The sequence below is a fragment of the Streptomyces sp. NPDC087844 genome (genome assembly GCF_044742785.1).
In the GTDB taxonomy this organism is placed as follows: domain Bacteria; phylum Actinomycetota; class Actinomycetes; order Streptomycetales; family Streptomycetaceae; genus Streptomyces.
Genome location: NZ_JBIUVD010000021.1, coordinates 152,246 through 174,826 on the forward strand (window position 1 = coordinate 152,246; position 22,581 = coordinate 174,826).

The window sequence follows — 22,581 nt, forward strand, 5'->3', positions numbered from 1 at the left end:
CCGTGGCCAAGCCGCCCTGCCGGCACCCTCAGGAGGGGACGGCGCCCGCGGTCTGCGGCTCCCCGGTGTCCGGTTCCTGCGGCGGCTCGCTGAGCTGCTCGCGCAGGTAGTTCCAGAACACGGCGACCATCGCGGCGACCGGGACGGCGAGCAGACTGCCCACCACACCCGCCAGACTGCCGCCGAGCGTCACCGCCAGCAGGATCACCGCCGCGTGCAGTCCGAGCCCGCGGCTCTGGATCATGGGCTGGAAGACGTTGCCCTCCAGCTGCTGCACGGCGACGATGATCGCCAGCACGATCAGCGCGTCCGTCAGACCGTTCGACACCAGGGCGATGAGCACCGCGACGAGGCCGGCGAACAGGGCGCCCACGATCGGCACGAAGGCGGAGACGAAGGTCAGCACCGCCAGCGGGAGCACCAGCGGCACGTCCACGATCCACAGGCCGATGCCGATGAAGACGGCGTCGAGCAGTCCAACGGCCGCCTGCGACCGTACGAACGACCCCAGGGTGTCCCAGGTGCGGGCGGCCACGGTCGGCACGTCGACGGCGAGCCGGCCGGGCAGCTGACGGGCGAGCCACGGCAGGAACCGCGGGCCGTCCTTGAGGAAGAAGAACATCAGGAAGATCGCCAGGACGGCGGTGACCAGACCGTTGACCACGGTGCTCACGCCCGTGACGACCGTGGTGGTGATGCTGCCGGCGCTCTTCTGGAGACGCTCGACCGCACTGTCCACGGCACCCGAGATCTGGGCGTCCTCGATGTTCAGCGGCGGCCCGGCGGCCCAGTCACGGACCTTGTGCATGCCGTCCACGACACCATCGGTCAACTCCCCGGACTGGGCGGCCACCGGAACCGCGATCAGCGCGACCACGGCCGAGGCGAGCACCAGGAACAGCACGGTCACCAAGGAGGCCGCCAGAGCGGGACGCCACCCGTGCCGACGCAGGAAGCGGGCCATGGGCCAGGTCAGTGTGGTCAGCAGGAGGCCCACTATGAGGGGCCAGACCACGGACCACATCCGGCCCAGGAGCCAGAGAGCCACCGCGGTCATCACCAGAACCAGCAGCAACTCGACGGAAATACGCGCCGACGCGCGCAGCGCGGCGCGGGATCTGGCGGAACTCAACGAGGCAGACATGCGAGCACCTTATGGGCAGGCCACCGCGCTTCCGCGGAGCCCCGCCAACGCGGCGGCGCCCAAGGCGCGTTGGACGCCGCTGCGTGACGGCGGTGCTACGCGCTGAAGCGGTGGGTGCCGGAACCGACCCGGTACACCGCGCAGCCGTCCTCGCTGCGCAGGAAGGCCGCGGCGGTGTGGGTGACCTCGTCCGGGGCGTCCGCGGGGATCCACACCTCGGCGGTGGTGTTGGGCGGTACGGAGCACGTGAGGACGAACTTGCCGGACCGCTGCCGCCACCGGGTGGAGACGGGGCCGCGGACGGAGGCGAACGTGGCGCGGGCGGAGGTGACGCCCCCGCCCGGCCGCGGCCGGACGACGATCTCGCGGTAGCCGGGCCGGCCCGCCGCGATACCGGCGATGTTGGTGTACATCCACTCGCCCACCGACCCGTAGGCGTAGTGGTTGAAGGAGTTCATGCCCGGGTCCTCGAAGCTGCCGTCGGGCCGGATGGAGTCCCAGTGCTCCCACATCGTGGTGGAGCCCTTGTCGATCTGATAGCCCCAGCTGGGGTAGGAACGCTGTGCGAGCAGCCGGTGGGCGACGTCGGTGTGCCCGGTCTCGGTGAGGACGGGCAGCAGCCGGGGCGTACCGAGGAAGCCCGTCGACAGATGCCAGTCCCTGGCCTCGATGAGCGCGACCAGCCGGTCGGCCGCCGCCTTGCGCAGCTCGCTGGGAAGCAGATCCATGGACAGGGCGAGCACATACGCCGTCTGGGTGTCGCCCTTCACCCTGCCCTCGGCGGTGACATAGGCCTTCTGGAACGCCGCGCGTACGCGCCCGAAGAGATCGGCGTAGGGGGCGGGGTCCTTACCGATCTCCTTCGCGATACGGGCCGCGAGGTCGGCGCTGTGGGCGAAGTAGGCGGTGGCGATGACGTCCTTCGGCGTCTCGTCCTCGACGTTCAGCCAGTCGCCGTAGCCGGCGGCCGGCCTCAGCAGCCCGCTGCTGTTCCTCTCCAGGTACTTGAGCCAGGCCTGTACGGAGGACCAGGCGTCCTCCAGGACCTGCAGGTCGCCGTACGCCTGGTACAGCGACCAGGGGACGGTGACGCCCGCGTCGCCCCAGCCCGCCACGCCGTTGCCGACCGTGCCCACCATGGGTGCCACATCGGTGAAGGCGCCCTCCGCGGTCTGCCCGTCCCGCAGGTCCACGAGCCACTTGGTGAGGAACCGGGCGGACTCCATCGTGTAGGCGGCCGTCGGCGCGAAGACGTTGATGTCTCCCGTCCAGCCCAGGCGTTCGTCACGCGCGGGCGTGTCCGTCGGGATGGAGAGGAAGTTGCCGCGCTGCCCCCAGGTGATGTTGCTGTGCAGTGTGTTGAGCATCGGGACATCGGTCTCGAAGTCGAACGTGAAGGGGGCGGACGTGTGCATCACACGACCGGTGAGGTCTCCCGCCGCGGGGGTGCCGGGATACCCGGTCACCTCGACATAGCGGAAACCGTGGAAGGTGAACCGCGGCTCGTACGTCTCCCGCCCACCGCCCTTGAGCGTGTACGTGTCGGTCGCCGCGGCGGTACGCAGGTTCGCCGTGTACAGGGTGCCGTCCGGGTTGAGTACCTCGGCATGCCTGAGACGGACGGTCGTGCCGGCCGCGCCCGAGACCCGCAGCCGTACCGAACCGACCATGTTCTGGCCCAGGTCGAAGACGAACACACCAGGCTCGGGCTGAGTCACCTTCTTGACCGGGAGCTCCTTGGCCACCCGGACCGCGCCGTCCACCTGGGCCTCGATCCGGGGTGGAGCGGCGTCGGCGGCGGTGCGCACCGCGTCGAGCCACGCCCCGTCGTCGAAGCCGGGTGAGGTCCAGCCGGCGGTCTCCTTGCGCGCGTCGTACGTCTCGCCGCTCAGGAGGTCGGCGGAGACGATCGGCCCGGACGCGGCCCGCCAGTCGCTGTCCGAGGTGACGCTCTCGCGCGTCCCGTCGGTGTACTCGACCTCCAACTGGGCCAGCAGCGCAGGGCGTTCGCCGTACTGATGCGGCCCGAACATGCCGACGTTGCCCGCGTACCAGCCCGGTGCCACATACGCGCCGATGGCGTTGGCGCCGGACCGCACCAGCGAGGTGACGTCGTAGGTCTGGTAGTGGACGCGTTCGCGGTAGTCGGTCCAGCCCGGAGCGAGCTGGTCGCGGCCCACGCGGCGGCCGTTGAGGTGGGCCTCGTAGACGCCGAGGGCCGTGGCGTACAGCCGGGCGCGTGCCACTTTCTTGCGCGGGAGCCGGAACTCGTGCCGCAGCTGGTTGGCCGCGTACGACGCGGGGACGACCTTGCCCCACGGCCCGGCGCCCCACGCCGCCGCCTCCTTCGCAGCGGGCCAGGCACTGTCGTCGAAGCCGGTCCCGCGCCAGCCGGCGGCAGGCTCCTTGTCGGTCGATCTCCAGGAGTCGTCGGTGACGACGCGCTGTTCGCCGGAGGCCGTGTGAAGCGTGAGGGTGGCGACCAGGCCGGCGGGCCCCTCGGACGCGTTGGCGGCCGAGACCGCGAGGACGTTCCTGCCCGTACGCAGCTGGGCGAGGACCTCGACCACGGCCGGGCGGCGCCAGCCGTCGCGGTCCGTCTCAAGATCGGTGCGGGCCACTTCGGTGCCGTTGACGGAGACGGTGTAGACGTTGTCCGCGCTGATGGCCAGCGTCGCGGCCGTGACCGCGTCGGGCAGGTCGAGGGTACGGCGGAACCAACGGGTGACCGCCGGGGCGCTGTTGGCCGGATCACCTTCGGGGAACCAGATCCAGGAGCTGCCTTCGAGCGTCGGCGCGTCGGTGAGGACCGGGGGAGCGGAGATCCACTTCGCGGTCCACTGCGCGGCGTCCAGAAGTCCGGTCTCCCACCACGACGGCTCGCTCCACTCCGAGGCACCGCCGTCCGCGTCCCATACGCGCACGGACCAGAAGTACCGGGTGCGCGGCTTGAGTTGCGGGCCCGCGTACGGGACCAGGACGGACTCGTCGGACACGACCTTCCCGCTGTCCCAGACATCCGGCTCCGGCAGCCGCGAGGCGCTGGAGGCCACGCGTATCCGGTAGCCGCTCTGGCGCGCGCCCGGCTCGTCCGAGGCCATCGGCCAGCTCAGCCGGGGGTGTTGTGCGTCGATGCCCAGGGGGCGTCGCACGTACTCGACGGTCGGCGCGGTGACGCGCAGGGCGCTGCGGCGGGCGCCTGCCCCGGCAGGTGCGGACGCGGGCGCGGCCATGGCTGATCCGGTGCCGGCGGCGGTCGCCGTGACAGCCATCGCCGCCGCCGTACCCGCCAGAATGTTCCTCCTGCTGATCACTGCGGCTCCTCAGGTAGGAATGATGAATCGATTCACTGCGGGTGAACGTAGGGGCGTGCGGGGCGAGGGTCAATGAGCGTGCAACACATTCTTGACGGGGCGTCGGATGCGGTCGCCGCTGCGGAGAGGCCCGGTGTAGCCGGGGTGTCGGCGATTGAACGGTTTCAATCGACCGGTGCTGTTTCGATGCTGTCGCGGTGGTTGCGCGCGGTGGTGCGGAGGTGATTCTGTGAGCGGTCGGTGAGCCGGGAGGAGCCCCGGGTGCGGTGCTGCCCACCGGCGTGTCGAAAGCCGCGTCGAAGCAGTGGCGAGGCCGGATCGGAAAGCGGCGGAGGCGGGGCCGGAACCGGTGGAGGGTCGGCCGGGTGGGTTTCGTGGTTCCGCGCCGGGCCGTTCCGGTCAGGTCAGGTCACGTCACACGGACGCCAGCCAGGCCGCGGTGTCGCGGGGGTGGGAGAACCGGAGCGCGTCGAGGGGCGCGAAACGGGGATCGCGTGTCCGGCGTTCGATCTCCCGGCGTCGGCCCGCGTGTTGGGACCAGGCCCACCGGGCCGGGTGCTCCTTGCTCAGCCAGCCCGCCCAGGTCTCCCGGTTGCCGCCGAAGAGACTCTCGCGGGTGACGGTCCGCCTGACGGAGCGGCGAAGGACCCGGGGCATGACGACACGCTTCCTGTAGTCGAGCCACAGGACGGTGTCGGCCCGGTCCCAGAGCAGATCCCGGACTTCGGGACTACCGAGCGAGTCGACGATCCAGCGGGGTTCGGAGGTGAGGCGCGAGACCTCCTCGGTCAAGGTGTCGTTGACGGCCCAGCCGGGGCCCGTGAAATACAGCGCGTCCATCTCGTGACAGGGCATGCCCAGGCGCTCGCCCACCGCCCGGGCGAGCGTGGACTTGCCCGCACCCGTGACACCCACCACCAAGATCCGCTCCACGGGCGCAGCCTATAGCGGTGCCGGTTCGGCCGATTCCGGGGCCTTCGGGCAGAGTTCCGCGGCGGACGTGGTGGCGTAGAACTCGGTCCGAAGGGGCTGGGCTCCCCGGAGTCCGACGGCCGCACGCAGGGGGACACCGCTTGCGCCGGTCGGCTCGCCCCCTCCGGCACCGGTCGGCCCGAACCCGGCGCGAATCCGGCCCGGAGCCGGCCGCCCGAACCCGGCCCGGACCCGGCCCGAACCCGGCCCGGACCTGGCCCGGACCTGGCCCGAACCCGGCCCGGACCTGGCCCGAACCCGGCCCGGACCTGGCCCGGACCTGGCCCGAACCCGGCCCGGACCTGGCCCGGACCTGGCCCGAACCCGGCCGCCCGGACCTGGCCCGGACCCGGCCTGAACCCGGCCCGGAGCCGCAGGAATGGGGCTGGGGAGGTCGCTCCGGCGGGTGGTCCGTAGGGGCTTTCGACGACCTGCGGCCTCGGCCGCGAGCAGTCTCCCGGAGACACGGATCACCCATCCAAACCACTCCGCGCCCCGCGCCCTTTCGTTCTCCGGGCGCCGATAGGATCTAATGGGCAGTAGCGCGCGAGGTAGCAGGTACCGATGTTCATCGGTCGACAGCTCCGCCTCCGATCCGCGCGACTCCCGACTCCGGATGGTTTTGGATGCCTGCCTCTTCGCATCGCGACCCTGCACGTCCCGCTCAGGACGCGGCGGCCTCGTCCGCCGTGCCCCAGCACCACGATCTGTTTCTCCAGCCGCAGTACACCATCGAACTGCCGCCACTGGACGAGGACGAGGACACCTTCTCGCCGCCTCCGCCCCCGCCGGCACAGCGGCGACGGGGGGCACCCCGGGCCCGCTGACCGTTCCCGCCGCCCGTCCCGCCTTGCCGTGAAGAGCGCGCGTGTGCCCGGACCGGGCGGCGTCGACCTGAGGGGGAGTGACACCCTGGATCCCGTGGCACGCGCACTGATCGTTGTGCACCGGCCCGCCGTGAGCGGCGGGCGACGCGTGAGCGTGCACCGGGACGGCCGGGCCGAGATCCTGGGGTTGGCCCACTCCGACAACGATCTGATCGTGTTCCTGGAGGCCGCCGGACTGTCCTCCCCGGCCGAGCTGCTGGACGATCCCGGCTGGGTGGAATGGCGCGGCGGGCGACCGCACGAGTGGGGTTCCGCGCCCTAGGGGCGCGGCTGCCCACGGGCACCGGCCCGTCTCTGGACGGGCCCACGAAGCCGGTGCCGGCGGGGGCGCGAGTGGGACTCGCGTCGCCCGGGTGACCGGACCCCAGCCCTCCGCCGGGGCTTCGGCGGCGAGCCGGGGCGCTGTCGAGGGGCGCCGCGGACGTACCGGGGCGGGCTGGTTGCGGACGGACAGGCCCTACCGGACCGGTGGCCACCGCGACCTCGGCCGGTGGGTCGCTCACGACGTCCGTATCCGTCACGACGGCGCCGAGCGCCTGCGACAGTCCGAGGTCGGCGTCGTCGAGCTGAACTGTCACACTCCCTCGACCTGCCCCTTTCCCCCCGGGCCGTGCACGGATCCGACCGTCTGCACCGCCGAACCCGGCAGCACCTTCGAGGAACGCCTCAAGATCCCCGCCGGCCTGGCGGTCACCCGGGTTCCGGCGGACACCCGCGCCGATGCCGAGCCCATCGACCGGCTGCGCTGAGCGGCCCGCGCAGGCCGCTCAGCGCAGGCCGCTCAAGCAGCGCAGGCCGCTGAAGCCGCGTGCTCAGGGAAGGCGTCCCGTGCTGCCCCTCAGACCGGGTACGCGTGCGTCTGCGTGGCCTTCACCGTCGCCCAGACCGCCGCGCCCGGGTGCAGATCGAGTTCGGCGGCGGCGACCGTGGTCAGGTCCGCGGCGAGGGGCAGTTCTCCGGTGAGGTCGGCGCGGATCTGGTCGCCGTGCGTCTCAAGACCCGCGACCTCGCAGGCCCACAGGTTACGGGCGCTGACCCCGGTGGGCCGGTCGCGGTAGAGGGTGACCGAGCTGGGCGGGAACGCCACGAAGACCGGGCCGCGCAGGGCCTCCGTGGTGGTGATGGCCGGGCCGGCGTCGAGCTGGACCGCATGCCCGTCGGCCTCGCCCCGGTAGAGGTTCAGACCGACCAACTGGGCGATGTAGTCCGTACGGGGACGCCGGGCGATGTCGGCGGGGGCGCCCTCCTGGACGACCCGGCCGTCCTCGACCACGACCAGCCGGTCGGCCAGCACCATCGCGTCCAGCGGATCGTGCGTGACCAGCACGGCGACCGCCTCGAAGTCGGCCAGGTGGCGGCGCAACTGGGCCCGTACCTCCAGACGCGTCCGGGCGTCCAGGGCGGCCAGTGGCTCGTCCAGCAGGAGCAGTCGGGGGCGGGTGGCGAGCGCGCGGGCCAGGGCGACCCGCTGGGCCTGTCCACCGGAGAGCCGGCGCGGCTTGGCGCCGACGTGCTCAGCGAGCCCCAGGCGGCCCAGCCACTCCGCGGCCCGCGCACGCGCCTCGGCCTTGCTCGCGCCCTGGCAGCGCGGTCCGAAGGCCACGTTGTCCAGGGCGGTCAGGTGAGGGAAGAGCAGGTAGTCCTGGAAGACGACGCCGACCGGGCGGGACTCCGGCGGCGTACGCTCCAACGCCGTGCCGTCCAGCCGCAGCCGGCCGCCGGTGAGCGGTGTCAGACCGGCCAGGGCGCGCAGGGCGGTGGTCTTGCCGGCGCCGTTCGGGCCGAGCAGGGCGACGACCTCGCCGGGCGCGACGCGCAGCGCCACGTCGAGACGGAAGGCGCCGCGCTCGACGACGAGATGGGCGTCGAGGCCCTCGTCAAAGGTGGGTGCGCGTACGCCAGAGGTGGCATCGGCGGCCTCGGAGACGTCACGGGGTCCGGTCATCCTGCTGTCATCCAACGGTCGCGCAGGCCCGCCAGCACGGCGACGGACACGGCCAGCAGGACCAGACTGAGGGCGATGGCGGCCTCCGGGTCGCTCTGCAGGGCCAGGTACACGGCCAGCGGCATGGTCTGGGTACGGCCGGGGAAGTTGCCCGCGAAGGTGATCGTCGCGCCGAACTCGCCGAGCGCCCGCGCCCACGCCAGGACCGCGCCCGCCGCGATACCGGGCGCGATCAGCGGGAGCGTGACCCGGCGGAACGCCGTGAAGCGGGAGGCGCCGAGCGTGGCGGCGGCCTCCTCGTAGCGCGGGTCGGCGGCGCGCAGGGTGCCCTCGACGCTGATCACGAGGAACGGCATGGCGACGAACGCCTCGGCGATGACGACCCCCGTGGTGGTGAAGGGGAGCGTGATCCCGAACGAGGAGTCCAGCCACTTGCCGACGATGCCGTTGCGGCCGAGCGCCATCAGCAGGGCCACACCGCCGACGACTGGTGGCAGCACGAGCGGCAGCGTCACGAGGGCCCGTACGAGGCCGCGGCCGGGGAACTCGACGCGGGCCAGCAGCCAGGCCAGTGGCACGCCGATGACCAGGCTCACCGCGGTGGCCGCGGTGGCGCAGACCAGGGACAGCCGGAGCGCCTGCCACACCTCGGCGCTGGTCAGCAGGTCGGGCAGACTCCGCCACGGAGCACGTACGAGCAGGGCGATCAGCGGGAGGATCAGGAACGCCAGGCCGATCAGCGCGGGCACCAGCAGCGGCAGGGGCACGCCTCGGCCACCGGCGCCTTCGCCCGTCCGGACGCGCCGACGCCGCGGCCCACCCCGGAGGGTGTCGGTCGCGGCGTCCGACTTGTCGACAGGGAAGGTCACGGCTTGAGGAACCCGGCCGCGGTCAGGACCTTCTGGCCCTCGGCGGACCGCACCAGCGCGATGAACGCCTTGGCGCCCTCGGTGTTCTGCGCGTCCTTGAGCGGGACGATCGGGTAGTCGTTGACGGCGTCGTCGGACTCGGGGAACTCCACGCCCTCCACCTTGTCATCCGCCGCGCGCACATCGGTCTTGTAGACGACCGCCGCGTCCGCCTCCTTCAGCTCGACCTTCGTCAGCGCCGCCTTCACATCCTGCTCGTAGGAGACGGGGGTGAGCTTCAGCTTGCTCGCGTCCAGGGCCTTCTGGGTGGCGGCGCCACAGGGCACCTCCTTGTCGCACAGCACGACCTTCAGACCCGACTCGGTGAGGTCCTTCAGGGAGGCGATCCTGTCGGGGTTGCCCGGCAGGGTGGCGATCTCCAGCTCGTTGCGCACGAAGGTGGCGGGCGTCCCCGACGCGTTCCCGGCGTCGGTGACGATCTTCATCGTCTTGGGGCTGGCGGAGGCGAACACGTCCGCCGGGGCGCCGCCCGTGATGCTCGCGGCCAGCGAGTCGCTGCCACCGAAACTGAAGGTGACCCTGGTGCCCGGGTGCTCCTTCTCGAACTCCTCGCCCAGCGCCGTGAAGCTCTCCTTGAGGGAGGCCGCGGCGAACACGGTCACCGTGCCGGACAGTTTGTCCGCCGAGGAGTCCGACTTCGCCGCCGAGGAGTCCGACTTCGCCGCCGAGGAGTCGGACGAGTCGTCGTCGGACGACGAGCAGGCGCTCAGCGTCAGCAGGGCGGCGGCGCCCGCACCGGCCACTCGGAGGGTCCGACGGGTCCTACGGGTCCGGCGCGCGGTACGGGTCATCACGGGTCCACTCCCTCTGGTCCTCACGGACACCGTCATCCGTGGTCCTTGCGGCCGTCATGATACTGCCGCAGATGCGAGGGGAAAGTCTCCTGGTGCTTCGCACAAGCTGGACCAGCGATCAGGATGGCTGGCATGTGCGTTTCCACGGGGCATGGGTACGGGTACGGCCGTCCGGGAGGTCCGGCCCCTTGCGTGAGCCGGGTCGAACGGTCTCTCAGGCCCGGTCGATGTGCACGTTCGTCGATTTGACCCGGGCGGTGGCCTCCACCCCCACCTCAAGGCCCAGCTCCTCCACGGCCTCCCGCGTCAGCAGCGACACCAGCCGGTGCGGGCCGGCCTGGATCTCGACCTGGGCGGCGACATCACCGAGCTTCACGGCCGTGACGATGCCGGGAAAGGCATTACGGACGGAGGTGTACGAGGTGTCCTCCTCGCCGTCGCTCCTGGCGAGCTCGACGGAGAAGGCGGCCAGTTCCTTGCCGTCGATCAGGCGCCGCCCGCCCTCGTCCCGGTGCGTGACCATCCGGCCCGCGTCGGCCCAGCGCCGCGCGGTGTCCGGGCTCACCCCGAGCAGACGCGCCGCCTGGCCGATCGTGTATGACTGCATACGCGCCAAGATAGGCGATCACGGTGGCGCGGTACGCGACGCGCCCTGTCGTCAGTACGCGATGCGCCCGGTCGTCAGTACCCGACGCGGAACGTGGCGTCCTGCTGTTCCGTGGCCGTGGCGACCGGATCGACGCGCAGCACGTAGTTCGAGTGGCGGATGTAGCGGGTGGGGTTGTTGTACGAGCGGAACGACGCCCAGGAGGAGTCGGCGAGGCCCGCCGTGCGGTAGAAGGTCGCGTCACCCGCGTACGCCGACGTGCCGTCGTTGACGTCGAGTTGCAGCGCGTAGTTGTAGTGCCGCAGATAGCGGGTGGGGTGGTTCACCGACTGGAAGGAGACGCCGGAGCTGTCGGCGAGGCCCGGGACGAGCTTCCACTGGGCGTCGGTGTACAGGTCGAAGGGATAGGTGTCGACGCGGGCCACGTAGTTGGCGTGGCGGACGTAACGGTCCGGGTAGTTGTACGACTTGAGCCGGTTCCAGGCCGGGGCGCCCCACTTGGTGAGCAGGTTGTTGTACTCGGTCGTGGTGATCGTCGCTATGCCGCAGTGCTTGGAGTTGACCGGCTGGGTGTAGGTCCTCTGGTCGAGCGCGGTCCAGGTGCCGGAGGCCAGGTTGCTGGACTGCCAGGCGTAGAAGACACCGTTCGGCGTGTAGGTGTCTCCCCAGAGATACCAGTTGGCGCTGGTCAGCGACTTGAACACGGTCGGGGCCTCGGTGCCGCCGTGTGCGACCCCCGCGCTGAACTCCGTGAAGCTGCCAGGGTCGAGGGAGGTGGACCTCGCCGCCACCAGTGTCTGGTTCTTCTTGAAGAAGAGGTAGTTGTAGCCGTTCACGCCGACGGCCATGTTCCCGTCGATGACGTCGTAGCCGGGGTCGAAGAACACCTGCGGAGCCGACGCGGTCACGAAGTCGCTGGTGTGGTTGACCATGATCACGTTGTGGCCGCTGGAGTTGACCGAGGAGTAGATGACCGCGTACTGGCCCCGGCCGGCGTCCCAGAACGCCTCGGGTGCCCAGCTGTGCGTGGTCATGTCGTGCAGCTTGAGACGGCGGTAGCCGGTGAAGGTGCGCAGGTCGGCGGAGTCCCAGACGTGGATGTACTGGCTGTTGTAGCTCCAGTCGGTGCCCTTGAGGTCGGTGGCGATGACGACGAAGGTGCCGTCCTGCTTGCGCATGAGGAACGGGTCGCGCAGGCCGAGGGCGCCCGCCGTGGGGGTGACCAGGGGGTTGTTCTGGTTGAGCGGTGTCCAGTTCAGCGAGTCGGTGCTGACGGCGAGATGTAGCCCGTAGTCGGTGCCGAGGCCGAGGCTGGTCGACTCGGTGAAGTAGCACATCACGTAGGCCGAGTCCGCCGCGTGGGCGGTGCCGGCACCGAGGGTCAGTGCGCCGGACACCGCCAGGGGGGTGGTGGCGGCCATGCCGAGGAAGAGGCGTCGGGACGGCCGGGGTCTTGAGCTCATCGTGGTCTCCAAATGGATGCGGGCGTGACGAAGGGCCCCGGCGACTGCCGTGGGTCGGTATTTCGAACACAGTTCGGGAGATCGATCAGAAGTTAGAGTCCAGCCCCGGACACGTCAATGATTCTGACGATGCCGGTGTGCCCCGTGCGGGCGCGGAGCGCGACCGGCCACGGCCGGCCCGCAGCCGCCACCCGACCCGACAAGGCGGCCCACGGTGTGCACCGCACCGAATCGTGGTCCGATGGAAGCGTGCGGCGACCCCACCCGCATCCGGATACCGCCGCCACCGGGAGTCGTCCCCAACGGCTCGGAGCCGGCGAGAGCCCGCACGAAGGGAGACCCGTGAAACACGATCCGCTGCGTGGCCGAACGGTGGTGGTGACCGGGGCAGCCCGGGGTGTGGGCGCCGCCCTGGCACGGGACCTGTCCCGTCGAGGCGCCCGCCTGGCGCTCCTGGGGCACGAGAAACCGGCACTGGAGGCCCTGGCGGCCGAACTGCCCACCCCTGCGGCTGCCTGGGAGGTCGACATCACCGACGACGCCGGCATGACCGGTGTAGCCCGCGACGTACGCGGGACGTTCGGAAAACCCTCCGTGGTGATCGCCAACGCGGGCATCGCCGAGGGCGGCCCCTTCGCCGAGTCGGACGCGGCGTCCTGGCGCCGGGTGATCGACGTCAACCTCACCGGCAGCGCGATCACCGCGCGCGCCTTCCTGCCCGACCTGGTGGACACGGCGGGCTACTACCTCCAGATCGCCTCACTGGCCTCGATCGGCGCCTCACCGATGATGAGCGCCTACTGCGCCTCCAAGGCGGGCGTGGAGGCCTTCGCCCACTCCCTGCGGGCCGAGGTGGCCCATCAGCGGGTCGCGGTGGGCATCGCCTACCTGAACTGGACCGACACCGACATGATCCGCGACGCCGACCGGCACGCCGTGCTGCGCGAACTGCGGGGCCACATGCCGCCCCCGGCCCGCCGCGTCCATCCCGTGGAGCACGTCGCGGCCCGGCTGGCGCGGGCCGTCGAGCGGCGGCGCACCTCGGTGTACGTGCCCGGCTGGCTGCTCGCCGCCCAGCTGGGCCGTGCCGCGCTGCCGCCGGTCGTGCTGCGCGTGTCGCGCCGGGCCCTGCCGCGGCTGGCGGCCCGGGAGCCCTTCCGCCCCACCGGCCTGCTCGGCGTGGGCGGACGGGCCGACGGACCCGACAGCGGCAGGCCGCCGGTCGGTTGAACTCCGGATGCCGGGGGACTCGGCACGGATCACTCCGCTACCGACGGGTGCGATACGAAGGAGGCAGAGGTGGCCGTACGCCACAGGCTCATCAAAAAAAGTCCGAGCGAGGTATGGGCCGTCCTGGCCGACGGCACCCGGTACGCGGACTGGGTCGTGGGGACGGCATCCTCGTACCCCGTGCGCGGCCGGTGGCCGCAGGTGCATTCAGCGATCGGGTACGAAGTGCGGGTCGGGCTCTGGACCCTGCGCAACGAGTCGGTCGTACGGGCGTGCGTCGAGGAGCACGAACTGGAACTGGAAGCGATCGCGGGTCCGCTCGGCACCGCCCGCATCGCCATCGAACTGCGGCCCTGGGGCGAGTACACGCTGGTGATCATCGACGAGCATCCGCTGCAGGGGGCCGGCGGCACCCTGCACAACGTGGCCGTGGAGGGACTCATCCAGCTGCGGCACCGGGCCATGCTCAAGCGGCTGGCCGACGTGTGCGAGGGCGACGGGCAGACACAGTCCCGGCCCGCCCGCACTGAGCCGAGGCCGGCATGACCGGCGTCGTCCGTGCGACACGGCGACGGGACGGGAGGCGGCCGTGCCGGACGCGGTAGTCATCGGAGCCGGTCCCAACGGGCTCGTCGCCGCCAACCTGCTGGCAGACGAGGGCTGGAGCGTCGAGGTCCTGGAGGAACAGGACGAGCCCGGGGGCGCTGTACGGCACGACACCGGGGTCGACCCGGACTTCACGAGCGACCTCTTCAGCTCGTTCTACCCCCTGGCCGCGGCCTCGCCGGTCCTCGCCGGACTCCACCTGGAGCGGTACGGGCTGCACTGGAGCCACGCGCCTCGCGTACTGGCCCACCCGCTGTCCGACGGCCGGTGCGCCGTGCTCGGACGCGACCTCGACGACACCGCCGCGTCCCTGGACGTCTTCGCCGACGGCGACGGCGACGCCTGGCGTGAGCTGCACCGGATATGGGACCGGCTCCGCCCCGATTTGCTGGAAGCGCTGTTCACGCCGTTCCCGCCGGTACGCGCGGGCGCCCGCCTCGCCCTGCGCCTGCGGACCGCCGGCGGGCTGCGCCTGGCCCGCTCGATGGTGCTGCCGGTACGGCGACTCGGTGAGGAGGAGTTCCGCGGCGAGGGCGGCAGGCTGCTGCTCGCGGGCAACGCGCTGCACGCCGACCTCGCCCCGGAGGCCGCGGGAAGCGGTGGCTTCGGCTGGCTGATGTCGATGCTGGGCCAGTCGTACGGGTTTCCCGTTCCCGTCGGCGGTTCGGGCGCCCTGATCGGGGCGCTGACCCGGCGGCTGAAGGAGCGCGGCGGAGTGCTCCGGTGCGGGCAGCGCGTGAGCCGCGTCGTCGTCCGGCAGGGCAGGGCCGTGGCGGTGCGCACGGACGGCGGCGAGACGGTGTCCGCCGCTCGGGCCGTCCTCGCGGACGTGTCGGCGCCGGCCCTGTACGGCGAGTTGGTGGACAGTGCCGACCTGCCCCCGCAGGTAGTGGCCGATCTGCGCCGGTTCCAGTGGGACTTCGCCACCTTCAAGGTCGACTGGGCCCTCGACGGTTCCGTCCCGTGGCAGGCCCCCGAGGCCGTCGGCGCGGGAACCGTGCACCTGGCTGACGGCGTCGACGAGCTGACCCGGTTCGCGGCACAGGTCGCCATGGGGCAGGTACCGGACCGGCCGTTCGCGCTGTTCGGGCAGATGACGACTTCCGATCCCACCCGGTCGCCCGCGGGCACCGAGTCGGCCTGGGCGTACACCCATGTCCCGCACCGCATCAAGGGTGACGCGGGTGACGACGGACTGACCGGGAGCTGGGACGCGAAGGAGCAGGAGCTCATGGCCGACCGGGTCGAGCGGCAGGTCGAGCGCTTCGCGCCGGGGTTCCGTTCCCTGATCCGGGCCCGGCGCGTGCTGGCACCGCCCACCCTCCAGGCACTCGACGCCAATCTGTACGGGGGTGCCATCAACGGCGGCACCACGGCCCTGCACCAGCAGCTCGTGTTCCGGCCCGTCCCGGGTACCGGGCGCCCGGAGACGCCGGTCAAGGGCCTCTACCTGGCGTCGGCCTCCGCGCATCCGGGAGGCGGTGTGCACGGGGCCCCCGGCTCCAACGCCGCCCGGGCCGCGCTGCGCAGGCACCTTCCGAACGGTCTGACCCGCGCCCAGCGCCTGCTGGCCCGCCGCGACCGCAAGGGGGACCGCAGGCCCGAACTCGGCACCCGCGACGGCTAGTTGTATTGGCTAGAGCGGTTCCGGGTCCCGCCGGAGCCAGGTGGTCAGGGCCCACCACCAGTGCAGGGTGCTCAGTGGTTCGGTGAGGGGCCCGGACGTGAGGTCGGTCAGCGGGTGCCCGGTGATCTGCTGGAGGCGGCCGAGCCGGTAGCGGACGGTGTTGGGGTGGGTGAACAGGGCCGTCGCACTCTGGTCGAGACGTCGGCCGTTGTCGAGGAACGTCAGCGCGGTGACCGCGAGTTGGCGGTGAAAGGCGTCCGACTCGTCGAGGGCGCCCAGGAGTCGGGCGCTGAGGTGCGTGCCCAGGAGAGGCTGGTCGGCGAGGGCGATCTCGGCGGCGAAGTCGGTCAGCTCGTACAGGCCCTGACGCCCCTGCCGGACACCGATGTCCACGGCCCTGACACAGAGCCGGTACAGCGGGCGGATCTCCTCCAGCGGAGCGGCCGGTGAGACCACGACCAGGGCCGACGCTCCCGCTTCCCCGATCCCGGGCATCCGTCGGCACAGACCGGCCGGCCGTCCCTCGATCAGGCCGGAGACCGCGCCGAGTCCGGAGAGCCGGTCCGTGAGGAGGCGTACGGCCGCGGGGCTGCCGGCGTCCGCGACGACACAGTGGTGCGGTCCGCCGCCGGGCCGCATACCGGCCCCGGCCATCTCCAGGGGCGACGGCACGACTCCGCCGACCAGCAGCCTGCGGAGTACGTGCGTGCGGACCTCGGCGCTCTCGTGCGGGGTGGCCCGCTCGGCGGCCCGGTAGCCGTTGATCACATGGCGTTCGATCGCGTCGCCGTACTCGTTGAGACGCAGGACGACGCCGAGCAGGGTGCTGTCCGGCACTCCCGCCGCCCGGCAGCGCTCGACGGTGATCTCCAGTGCGCGGCCCAGCCCGGCCTGGACCCCTCGCAGCACCGCGGTCATCGCGACGCCCTGGCCCGCCCGGTCGGCCCCCAGTAACAGGGCGGCCGTGAAGTCCTGTTGCTCGACCCCGTCGAAGGTGGCGAACCACTCGCCGGCGGCGCGGATCATGGCGGTGACGTGGGAGCGGCTCTCCGCCTCGGTGAGCCGGGCGACTTCGGGGGAGTGGGTCCGGGCCGCGCGGACGAGTTCGCCGCACACGTCGTCGTCGACGGCCATCGTCCGCAGGATCTCGGTGACCGGTTCGCGCTCGTGGACGACAGCCATGAGTCGCGTCTCCCTCCGTGTTCTTCCGCGATCCGCCCGCGACCTGCCCACGGTCCGTCCGCTGCCGGTCCGCGCTGTCGCCGGGCCACAACGAAGCCGTCCGCATGTTGGTGTCCGGCCACTACCACATCGCTGTGACGACCTGGTTCCCTGAGGGCTACCGACGGTAACAGTGCGGCGGTCCCAGGAACATCCCCCGTATCCCGTATCCCGTATCCCGTCCCGCATCTTTTCCGTCTCCTCCGGAAGGCAGTCCATGGAGAACTCCCCAGCCCTGGCCGCGATCACCCGGCGCCGTGCCCTGGCGGCGGCGGGTGGCGCGCTCGCCACCACCGCCCTCGCCCAGGCGACGGCCCCTGCCTTCGCCGCCTCGGCCGCCGCCTCGGACGCGGACGCGATCGTCGTCGGAGGCGGCCTCGCCGGCCTGGTGGCCACGGCGGAACTGGCCGCGGCGGGCCGCAAGGTCCTGCTGCTCGACCAGGAACCGGCGACGAATCTCGGCGGTCAGGCGTTCTGGTCCTTCGGCGGCCTGTTCCTCGTCGACTCCGACGAACAGCGGCTGATGGGCATCAAGGACTCCCAGGAACTGGCCTGGCAGGACTGGCTGGGCACCGCCGGCTTCGACCGCGGCGTCAGCGACACGTCGGGCCAGGACCACTGGGCCCACAAGTGGGCCGAGGCGTACGTGGACTTCGCGTCCGGGGAGAAGCGCTCCTGGCTCGCGGGCCTGGGCGTGCAGTGGTTCCCGATCGTCGGCTGGGCGGAGCGCGGCGGCGGTCTCGCGGACGGACACGGCAACTCGGTGCCGCGCTTCCACGTCACCTGGGGCACGGGTCCCGCGGTCGTCGAACCGTTCGAGAAGAAGGTGCGGGCGGCGGTCGCGGACGGGAAGGTCACCCTCAGGTTCCGGCACCGCGTCGACGCTCTCGTGACGACCAACGGGGCCGTGACCGGTGTCCGGGGCGCTGTCCTGGAGCCGAGCGACGCCGCACGCGGGAAGCCCAGTTCACGCACGGTGGTCGGTGAGTTCGAGCTGCGCGCCCCGGTCGTCGTCGTCACCTCGGGCGGAATCGGCGCCAACCACGATCTCGTACGGCAGAACTGGCCGGCCCGGCTCGGCACCCCGCCCAAGACCATGATCACCGGAGTCCCGGCCCATGTGGACGGCCGGATGCTCGCGATCACCGAGAAGGCGGGCGGCCGGATCGTCAACCCCGACCGGATGTGGCACTACACCGAGGGCCTCAGGAACTACGACCCCATCTGGCCGGGGCACGGCATCCGTATCCTGCCGGGCCCGTCGTCCATGTGGTTCGACGCCACCGGCAGACGGTTCGGCGCGCCCGACATGCCCGGCTACGACACCCTCCACACGCTGAAGTCGATCACCGCCTCCGGATACGACTACTCCTGGTTCGTCACCACTCAGAAGATCCTCGCCAAGGAGTTCGCGCTCTCCGGCTCCGAGCAGAACCCGGACCTGACCGAGAAGAACGTCTGGAAGCTGCTCTCGCGCATCTGGCAGACGCCCGAGCCGATCGAGAAGTTCAAGAAGAACGGCGTGGACTTCGTCGTCGCCACGACCCTGTCCGAACTCGTCCGCGGCATGAACAAACTGACCGGCGACGGACTGATCGACCTGGCCGACCTGCAACGCCGGATCGAGGCGCGCGACCGGGAGATGGACAACCCGTACACCAAGGACCTCCAGGTCATGGGCATCCGCAACGCCCTCGCCTATCCCGGGGACAGTCTCAGCCGCACGGCGGCGGCGCACAAGATCATGGACCCGAGTGCCGGGCCGCTGATCGCCGTTCGCCTCAACATCCTCACCCGCAAGACCCTCGGCGGCCTCCAGACCGACCTCTCCGGCCGGGTCCTCAACGCGACCGGCGTGCCGGTGCCCGGCCTGTACGCGGCCGGGGAGGTCGCCGGGTTCGGCGGGGGCGGTGTCCACGGGTACCGGTCCCTTGAGGGGACGTTCCTGGGCGGGTGCCTGTTCTCGGGGCGGGCGGCGGGACGGGCCGCCGCGGCGGCGACCGGGTCCTGAACCCGGCCGCGGCCCGCCTTCGGCCCGAACTCGGCCCGGCCTGACGATTGTTGCCCGGTGACCGCTCAGTTCCTGGCCGCGCCGCGGTCTGACTCTGTGAAAGGCCAAGCATCCAGGAATTGCCGACAGGAGACCCTGCCATGAGCGACATCGCGTCCCGGAACCAGTCCTTCGCCCAGTCCCTCGGTACGCGTCCGGTGTGGCAGGTCGGCGCCCTCGCGGTGTTCGCCGGAGCCGTGGTGACCGAGGCCTTCGCTCTCGTCGCCCGCGGCGCCGGCGTACCGATGGAGGCGGCGAGTCCCGGGGCGACGGAGGCCGCCGAGATCCCGGTGGGCGGCTTCGCCGGGGGCGTGCTGTTCTGGTCGGTCGCCGGGGTCGTCCTGGCGATGGCGCTCGCCCGCTGGGCCGAGCGGCCCGCCCGCACCTTCGTGGTGATCACCGTCGCACTGACCGCGCTGTCCCTGGCGGGCCCGGCCGTCGCCCCGCACACCGCCACGTCCACGCAGATCGTCCTGGCCGTGTCCCATGTGGTGGCCGCGGCCGTCGTCATTCCGCTGCTGGCGGGGCGGCTGGCGCGGCGGCGCGCGTGATCCCGCCGGAGGGTCGGAGAGGCTGTTCGCCGGCCGCGGGTCCGCCGTGGCCGGTCGCGCGGTTTCCCGCGCCCCTCAGGGGCGCCGGCGCCGGGCCGGTGGCAGAGGGACGGGCTCGGCCCCCGGGACGACGGTGTTGGTGAGTGTGCCGATGCCCTCGACGGTGAGAGTGACCGTGTCGCCCGGCCGCAGCGGCGGCGGGTCCTGTTCGCCGCGCGGGCCCCACAGTTCGGCCAGGCAGCCGCCGTTGCCGCAGGTACCGGAGCCGAGGGCGTCACCCGGTACGACGCGGGTGCCGCGGGAGGCGTACGCGGTCATCTCCTCGAAGGTCCAGCTCATGTGGGAGAGCAGCTCCCTGCCGACCACCCGGCCGTTGATCTCGGCGGTCAGGGCCAGCCGCAGGAAACCGTCGGCGTCCCGGTGCGGCTCCAGTTCGTCGGCGGTGACGAGGTACGGGCCCAGGGTGGCCGCGGTGTCCTTGCCCTTGCACGGACCGAGCCCGACCCTCATCTCGGCGGACCGCAGGTCTCGGGCGGACCAGTCGTTGAGGACGGTGTAGCCGACGATGTGGTCCCGGGCCCGCTCGGGTGCGAGGTCCCGGCCCTCCCGCCCGATGACGGCGGCGACTTCCAGTTCGAAGTCCAGGGCGGCCGACCCGGGCGGTACGGGTACGTCCTGGCCGGGGCCGTAGATCGCGTGCGGGTCGGTGAAGCAGAAGGTCGGCGCCGCCGCGCTGGTCCAGGCACGCCTCGCCCGGCTCCTCGCACCCCTCGCCGCCGTCCGCGTGGTGACGCCTCCGTACGAGGCGGTGCCGCTGCGCGAAGCCCTGTGGTGGCATCCCGTGCACCCCCACGACGCGGCCCACATCCGGCTGCGCGAGACGGCCGCGCGAGTGGGCAGACAACTGACGGAGACGATGGGGGCATGAGCGGCGCCCCCTCAGGGGCGCGGGGAACGGCGCGAGCAACCACGACGCACCCGCACCCGACGACCCGCCTACGGTTCCAGCCCTCGCTGACGGCCAAGTCACCCGTCAGGCCGGGACGCCGTCGTCGTCCACCTCCTCCACGGGCGGCATAAAAGCCCGCAACCACCGCTCCGTCTGCGCGACATGCGCCTCGGCCGCCCCGGCGGCGGCACCGGGGTCACGGTCGGCGATCGCGGTCGCCAGCACCCGGTGGTCCGCGTCGCTCTTGCGCCGCAGCTCCGGGCCCTCGGGGAGCGTGAAGATCTGGTACTTGCGGGAGCGGGCGCGGAAGACCGCGAGCAGCGAGGCCAGCGTGGGATTCTCGGCGGCCCGCGCGATCTCGGCGTGGAAACGGTGGTCGAGGTCCGAGGCCTCGGTGGGGTCCTCGGTCGCCTCCATGGCCTCGATGAGGGAGAAGAGTGACTTCACCGTCTCGGGGGTCCGCCGCGCGGCGGCCTTGGCCGCGACATGCGCCTCCAGTACCCGCCGGATCTCGTACACCTCCAACAGGCCGGTCAGCGGCAGGAGTTCAAGGGTCAGCGAAAGGCTGCCGATGATGTCTTCCGGCCTGAGCTGGGACACATAGGTGCCCGAGCCGTGCCGCGGTTCGACCACGCCCAGGGCCGAGAGCATGTGTACGGCCTCGCGCAACGGGCCCCTTGAGACGCCGAGTTCCTCACCCAGATCGGCCTCGGGCGGAATGCGCTCACCCGGCCCGAGCCGCCCCGTCGCGATCATGTGGCGCAGGCCGTGGAACGCTCTGTCGACTGCGGACATCCGATTCCTCCCGTGGCGGGCCGGCGGCAGCACCGTAACCCTCGGGCACTCTAGCGACTCCGAGTCATCAGATGTCTCTGATGTATCGGTCGAAAGTCATCTGATGACTATCGCTGCACACCCCTTGCGTGGCGCAAAAATGCCGTGCAGGATGCCGAGTCATCATACGTGTCCCGCCCGATGTCAGATGTCTGCGGACTGCAGACGGGAAATCGGCGGGCACTCGGGTTCGGTAGATGTGGAGTGATGTGAGCGAGACCGAGGTCACCACCGCCCCGCGCCCCTTGCTGCTGGCGGACGGCCGCCCCGCGGCCCGGGCGTGGTCGCTCGACCCCGTCATGAAGCACCTCAACCATGGCTCCTTCGGGGCGGTCCCCCTGGTGGCCCAGGAACGGCAGAACGAGTTCCGCGCCGAGATGGACAGCTCGCCGGTGGTGTGGTTTCCGGCCCTGCCGCAGCGGATCGCCGCCGCCAGGATCGACCTCGCGGCCTTTCTGCGGGTCGCCCCCGACGACGTTGCCCTGGTGCCGAACGCGAGCGCCGGCATCAGCGTCGTGTTCGCCTCGCTCCAGCGGCGCCGGGGCGGTGGGATCGTCGTCACCGACCACGGCTACGGCGCGGTGACCATGGGCGCCGAGCGACTCGCCAGGCGCTGGGGCGGCGAGGTGCGTACCGCCCGCGTGCCGCTGGAGGCGAGCGAGGAGCAGGCGTACGAGGCCGTCATGGCCGCGGTCGACGACGACACGGACCTGATCGTCCTCGACCAGATCACCTCCGCGACCGCACGACGGCTGCCGGTGGAACTGGTCGGCGCTCAGGCCCGGCGGCGCGGTATCCCGCTCCTGGTCGACGCCGCACACGCCCCCGGCCTGATCGAGGCTCCGCTGGACGGCCTGACCTGCGACTTCTGGGTCGGCAACCTGCACAAGTGGGGGTGCACGCCACGCGGTACGGCCACGCTGGTCGCCCGCGGCGAACTGCGCGAGGAGCTCTACCCCCTGATCGACTCGTGGGGCGCCGCCGATCCGTATCCCGACCGCTTCGACCAGCAGGGCACGATCGATGCCACCGGCTATCTCGCGGCCGGGTCGGCCCTGGACTTCGTCGAGAGCACCTGGGGCTGGGACACGGCCCGACGGTACATGGACGACCTGGCCGGCTACGGCGAGCGCGTCATCGGCGCCGCCTTCGCAGAGCTGACCGGCGTCACCGGCACCGTCGACGTGGGCATGCCGGTCCCGGGCATGCGGCTGGTGCGGCTGCCGGACGGTCTGGCCGGCAGCCGGATCGAGGCCGACGCGCTGCGCGACCGGGCCGCCCGCGAACTCGGTGTGGAGGCGGCCTTCACCAGCTTCGACGGCATCGGCTACATGCGGCTGTCCGCGCACGTCTACAACACCGCCGCCGACTACGAGTACTTCGCCGAGGACTGCGTACCCCTCCTCGGCCGATGGGCCCGCGCGGCCCGCGAACAGCCGGGCGCGTCGTAGACGCACC

The 22,581-nt window shown here is 71.8% G+C and carries 18 protein-coding genes and 1 pseudogene; 8 read left to right on the forward strand and 11 right to left on the reverse strand.

All coding sequences use genetic code 11. The features are described from left to right. Positions 1-28: 28 nt before the first annotated feature. The 3 genes from ACIOKD_RS32615 to ACIOKD_RS32625 all read right to left on the reverse strand — a co-directional run bounded on the left by ACIOKD_RS32615 (position 29) and on the right by ACIOKD_RS32625 (position 5,391). Positions 29-1,144, reverse strand: coding sequence for an AI-2E family transporter (locus ACIOKD_RS32615; protein ID WP_402091166.1), 1,116 nt, complete (start codon positions 1,142-1,144; stop codon positions 29-31). 95 nt (positions 1,145-1,239) lie between these two features. Beyond that, complete coding sequence (locus ACIOKD_RS32620) at positions 1,240-4,458, reverse strand: alpha-L-rhamnosidase (protein ID WP_402091169.1); 3,219 nt, start codon at positions 4,456-4,458, stop codon at positions 1,240-1,242. A gap of 414 nt (positions 4,459-4,872) precedes the next feature. Continuing rightward, positions 4,873-5,391: an adenylate kinase gene (locus ACIOKD_RS32625; protein WP_402091171.1), complete on the reverse strand. Its 519-nt coding sequence runs from the start codon at positions 5,389-5,391 to the stop codon at positions 4,873-4,875. Between the two features lie 960 nt (positions 5,392-6,351). Between ACIOKD_RS32625 and ACIOKD_RS32630 the strand changes: the two genes are divergently transcribed. Together ACIOKD_RS32630 and ACIOKD_RS32635 are read left to right on the forward strand one after the other, a co-directional pair. Continuing rightward, positions 6,352-6,579 (forward strand): hypothetical protein, encoded by a 228-nt coding sequence (locus ACIOKD_RS32630; protein WP_402091173.1) that lies wholly within the window; start codon positions 6,352-6,354, stop codon positions 6,577-6,579. A gap of 91 nt (positions 6,580-6,670) precedes the next feature. Then, the gene (locus ACIOKD_RS32635; RefSeq protein ID WP_402091175.1) at positions 6,671-7,066 is read left to right on the forward strand and encodes a hypothetical protein; all 396 of its coding nucleotides are present in this window, start codon (positions 6,671-6,673) and stop codon (positions 7,064-7,066) included. A gap of 89 nt (positions 7,067-7,155) precedes the next feature. Here ACIOKD_RS32635 and ACIOKD_RS32640 read toward each other — a convergent pair whose 3' ends face one another. The 5 genes from ACIOKD_RS32640 to ACIOKD_RS32660 all read right to left on the reverse strand — a co-directional run bounded on the left by ACIOKD_RS32640 (position 7,156) and on the right by ACIOKD_RS32660 (position 12,055). Beyond that, positions 7,156-8,262, reverse strand: a complete 1,107-nt coding sequence (locus ACIOKD_RS32640) for an ABC transporter ATP-binding protein (protein WP_402091178.1) — start codon at positions 8,260-8,262, stop codon at positions 7,156-7,158. Continuing rightward, positions 8,259-9,131 (reverse strand): molybdate ABC transporter permease subunit, encoded by an 873-nt coding sequence (gene modB / locus ACIOKD_RS32645; RefSeq protein WP_402091181.1) that lies wholly within the window; start codon positions 9,129-9,131, stop codon positions 8,259-8,261. The genes ACIOKD_RS32640 and modB overlap by 4 nt, the downstream gene beginning before the upstream one ends. Continuing rightward, entirely contained in the window at positions 9,128-9,982 is an 855-nt protein-coding gene (modA, locus tag ACIOKD_RS32650; protein WP_402091184.1) for a molybdate ABC transporter substrate-binding protein, read from the reverse strand. Before modA ends, modB begins: the two co-directional genes overlap by 4 nt. Positions 9,983-10,199: 217 nt before the next feature. Further along, positions 10,200-10,592 (reverse strand): molybdopterin-binding protein, encoded by a 393-nt coding sequence (locus ACIOKD_RS32655; protein ID WP_402091186.1) that lies wholly within the window; start codon positions 10,590-10,592, stop codon positions 10,200-10,202. 74 nt (positions 10,593-10,666) lie between these two features. Then, positions 10,667-12,055 carry a glycoside hydrolase family 43 protein gene (locus ACIOKD_RS32660; RefSeq protein ID WP_402091189.1) on the reverse strand — a complete coding sequence of 463 codons (1,389 nt, stop codon included), beginning with the start codon at positions 12,053-12,055 and terminating at the stop codon, positions 10,667-10,669. A 342-nt stretch (positions 12,056-12,397) separates the two neighbouring features. On the opposite strand from ACIOKD_RS32660, the gene ACIOKD_RS32665 reads away from it, so the two are divergent. The 3 genes from ACIOKD_RS32665 to ACIOKD_RS32675 all read left to right on the forward strand — a co-directional run bounded on the left by ACIOKD_RS32665 (position 12,398) and on the right by ACIOKD_RS32675 (position 15,518). Further along, entirely contained in the window at positions 12,398-13,285 is an 888-nt protein-coding gene (locus ACIOKD_RS32665) for an SDR family oxidoreductase (RefSeq protein WP_402091191.1), read from the forward strand. 69 nt (positions 13,286-13,354) lie between these two features. After that, the gene (locus ACIOKD_RS32670) at positions 13,355-13,831 is read left to right on the forward strand and encodes an SRPBCC family protein (protein WP_402091194.1); all 477 of its coding nucleotides are present in this window, start codon (positions 13,355-13,357) and stop codon (positions 13,829-13,831) included. A gap of 43 nt (positions 13,832-13,874) precedes the next feature. Beyond that, positions 13,875-15,518: a phytoene desaturase family protein gene (locus tag ACIOKD_RS32675; RefSeq protein WP_402091197.1), complete on the forward strand. Its 1,644-nt coding sequence runs from the start codon at positions 13,875-13,877 to the stop codon at positions 15,516-15,518. Between the two features lie 9 nt (positions 15,519-15,527). On the opposite strand, the gene ACIOKD_RS32680 is transcribed toward ACIOKD_RS32675, so the two are convergent. Beyond that, the gene (locus ACIOKD_RS32680) at positions 15,528-16,700 is read right to left on the reverse strand and encodes a PucR family transcriptional regulator (RefSeq protein WP_402091198.1); all 1,173 of its coding nucleotides are present in this window, start codon (positions 16,698-16,700) and stop codon (positions 15,528-15,530) included. A 256-nt stretch (positions 16,701-16,956) separates the two neighbouring features. Between ACIOKD_RS32680 and ACIOKD_RS32685 the strand changes: the two genes are divergently transcribed. Next, a complete protein-coding gene (locus ACIOKD_RS32685; RefSeq protein WP_402091201.1) occupies positions 16,957-18,750 on the forward strand; it encodes an FAD-binding dehydrogenase in 1,794 nt (597 codons plus the stop codon). Between the two features lie 140 nt (positions 18,751-18,890). After that, positions 18,891-19,340 (forward strand): DUF6069 family protein, encoded by a 450-nt coding sequence (locus ACIOKD_RS32690; RefSeq protein WP_402091204.1) that lies wholly within the window; start codon positions 18,891-18,893, stop codon positions 19,338-19,340. 75 nt (positions 19,341-19,415) lie between these two features. Here ACIOKD_RS32690 and ACIOKD_RS32695 read toward each other — a convergent pair. Together ACIOKD_RS32695 and ACIOKD_RS32700 are read right to left on the reverse strand one after the other, a co-directional pair. Beyond that, positions 19,416-20,311 (reverse strand): annotated as a pseudogene (locus ACIOKD_RS32695) (fumarylacetoacetate hydrolase family protein). Positions 20,312-20,373: 62 nt separating this feature from the next. Beyond that, positions 20,374-21,084 carry a FadR/GntR family transcriptional regulator gene (locus ACIOKD_RS32700; RefSeq protein WP_402091207.1) on the reverse strand — a complete coding sequence of 237 codons (711 nt, stop codon included), beginning with the start codon at positions 21,082-21,084 and terminating at the stop codon, positions 20,374-20,376. Between the two features lie 248 nt (positions 21,085-21,332). On the opposite strand from ACIOKD_RS32700, the gene ACIOKD_RS32705 reads away from it, so the two are divergent. Further along, complete coding sequence (locus ACIOKD_RS32705) at positions 21,333-22,574, forward strand: aminotransferase class V-fold PLP-dependent enzyme (RefSeq protein ID WP_402091210.1); 1,242 nt, start codon at positions 21,333-21,335, stop codon at positions 22,572-22,574. The last annotated feature ends 7 nt before the right edge of the window (positions 22,575-22,581 follow it).

Bases quoted from the DNA above. Each gene is read 5' to 3' on its own strand.
- ACIOKD_RS32615 (WP_402091166.1), bottom strand. From the start codon at position 1,144: ATGTCTGCCTCGTTGAGTTCCGCCAGATCCCGCGCCGCGCTGCGCGCG.
- ACIOKD_RS32640 (WP_402091178.1), bottom strand. From the start codon at position 8,262: ATGACCGGACCCCGTGACGTCTCCGAGGCCGCCGATGCCACCTCTGGC.
- modA (WP_402091184.1), bottom strand. From the start codon at position 9,982: ATGACCCGTACCGCGCGCCGGACCCGTAGGACCCGTCGGACCCTCCGA.
- ACIOKD_RS32655 (WP_402091186.1), bottom strand. From the start codon at position 10,592: ATGCAGTCATACACGATCGGCCAGGCGGCGCGTCTGCTCGGGGTGAGC.
- ACIOKD_RS32660 (WP_402091189.1), bottom strand. From the start codon at position 12,055: ATGAGCTCAAGACCCCGGCCGTCCCGACGCCTCTTCCTCGGCATGGCC.
- ACIOKD_RS32680 (WP_402091198.1), bottom strand. From the start codon at position 16,700: ATGGCTGTCGTCCACGAGCGCGAACCGGTCACCGAGATCCTGCGGACG.
- ACIOKD_RS32685 (WP_402091201.1), top strand. From the start codon at position 16,957: ATGGAGAACTCCCCAGCCCTGGCCGCGATCACCCGGCGCCGTGCCCTG.
- ACIOKD_RS32690 (WP_402091204.1), top strand. From the start codon at position 18,891: ATGAGCGACATCGCGTCCCGGAACCAGTCCTTCGCCCAGTCCCTCGGT.
- ACIOKD_RS32700 (WP_402091207.1), bottom strand. From the start codon at position 21,084: ATGTCCGCAGTCGACAGAGCGTTCCACGGCCTGCGCCACATGATCGCG.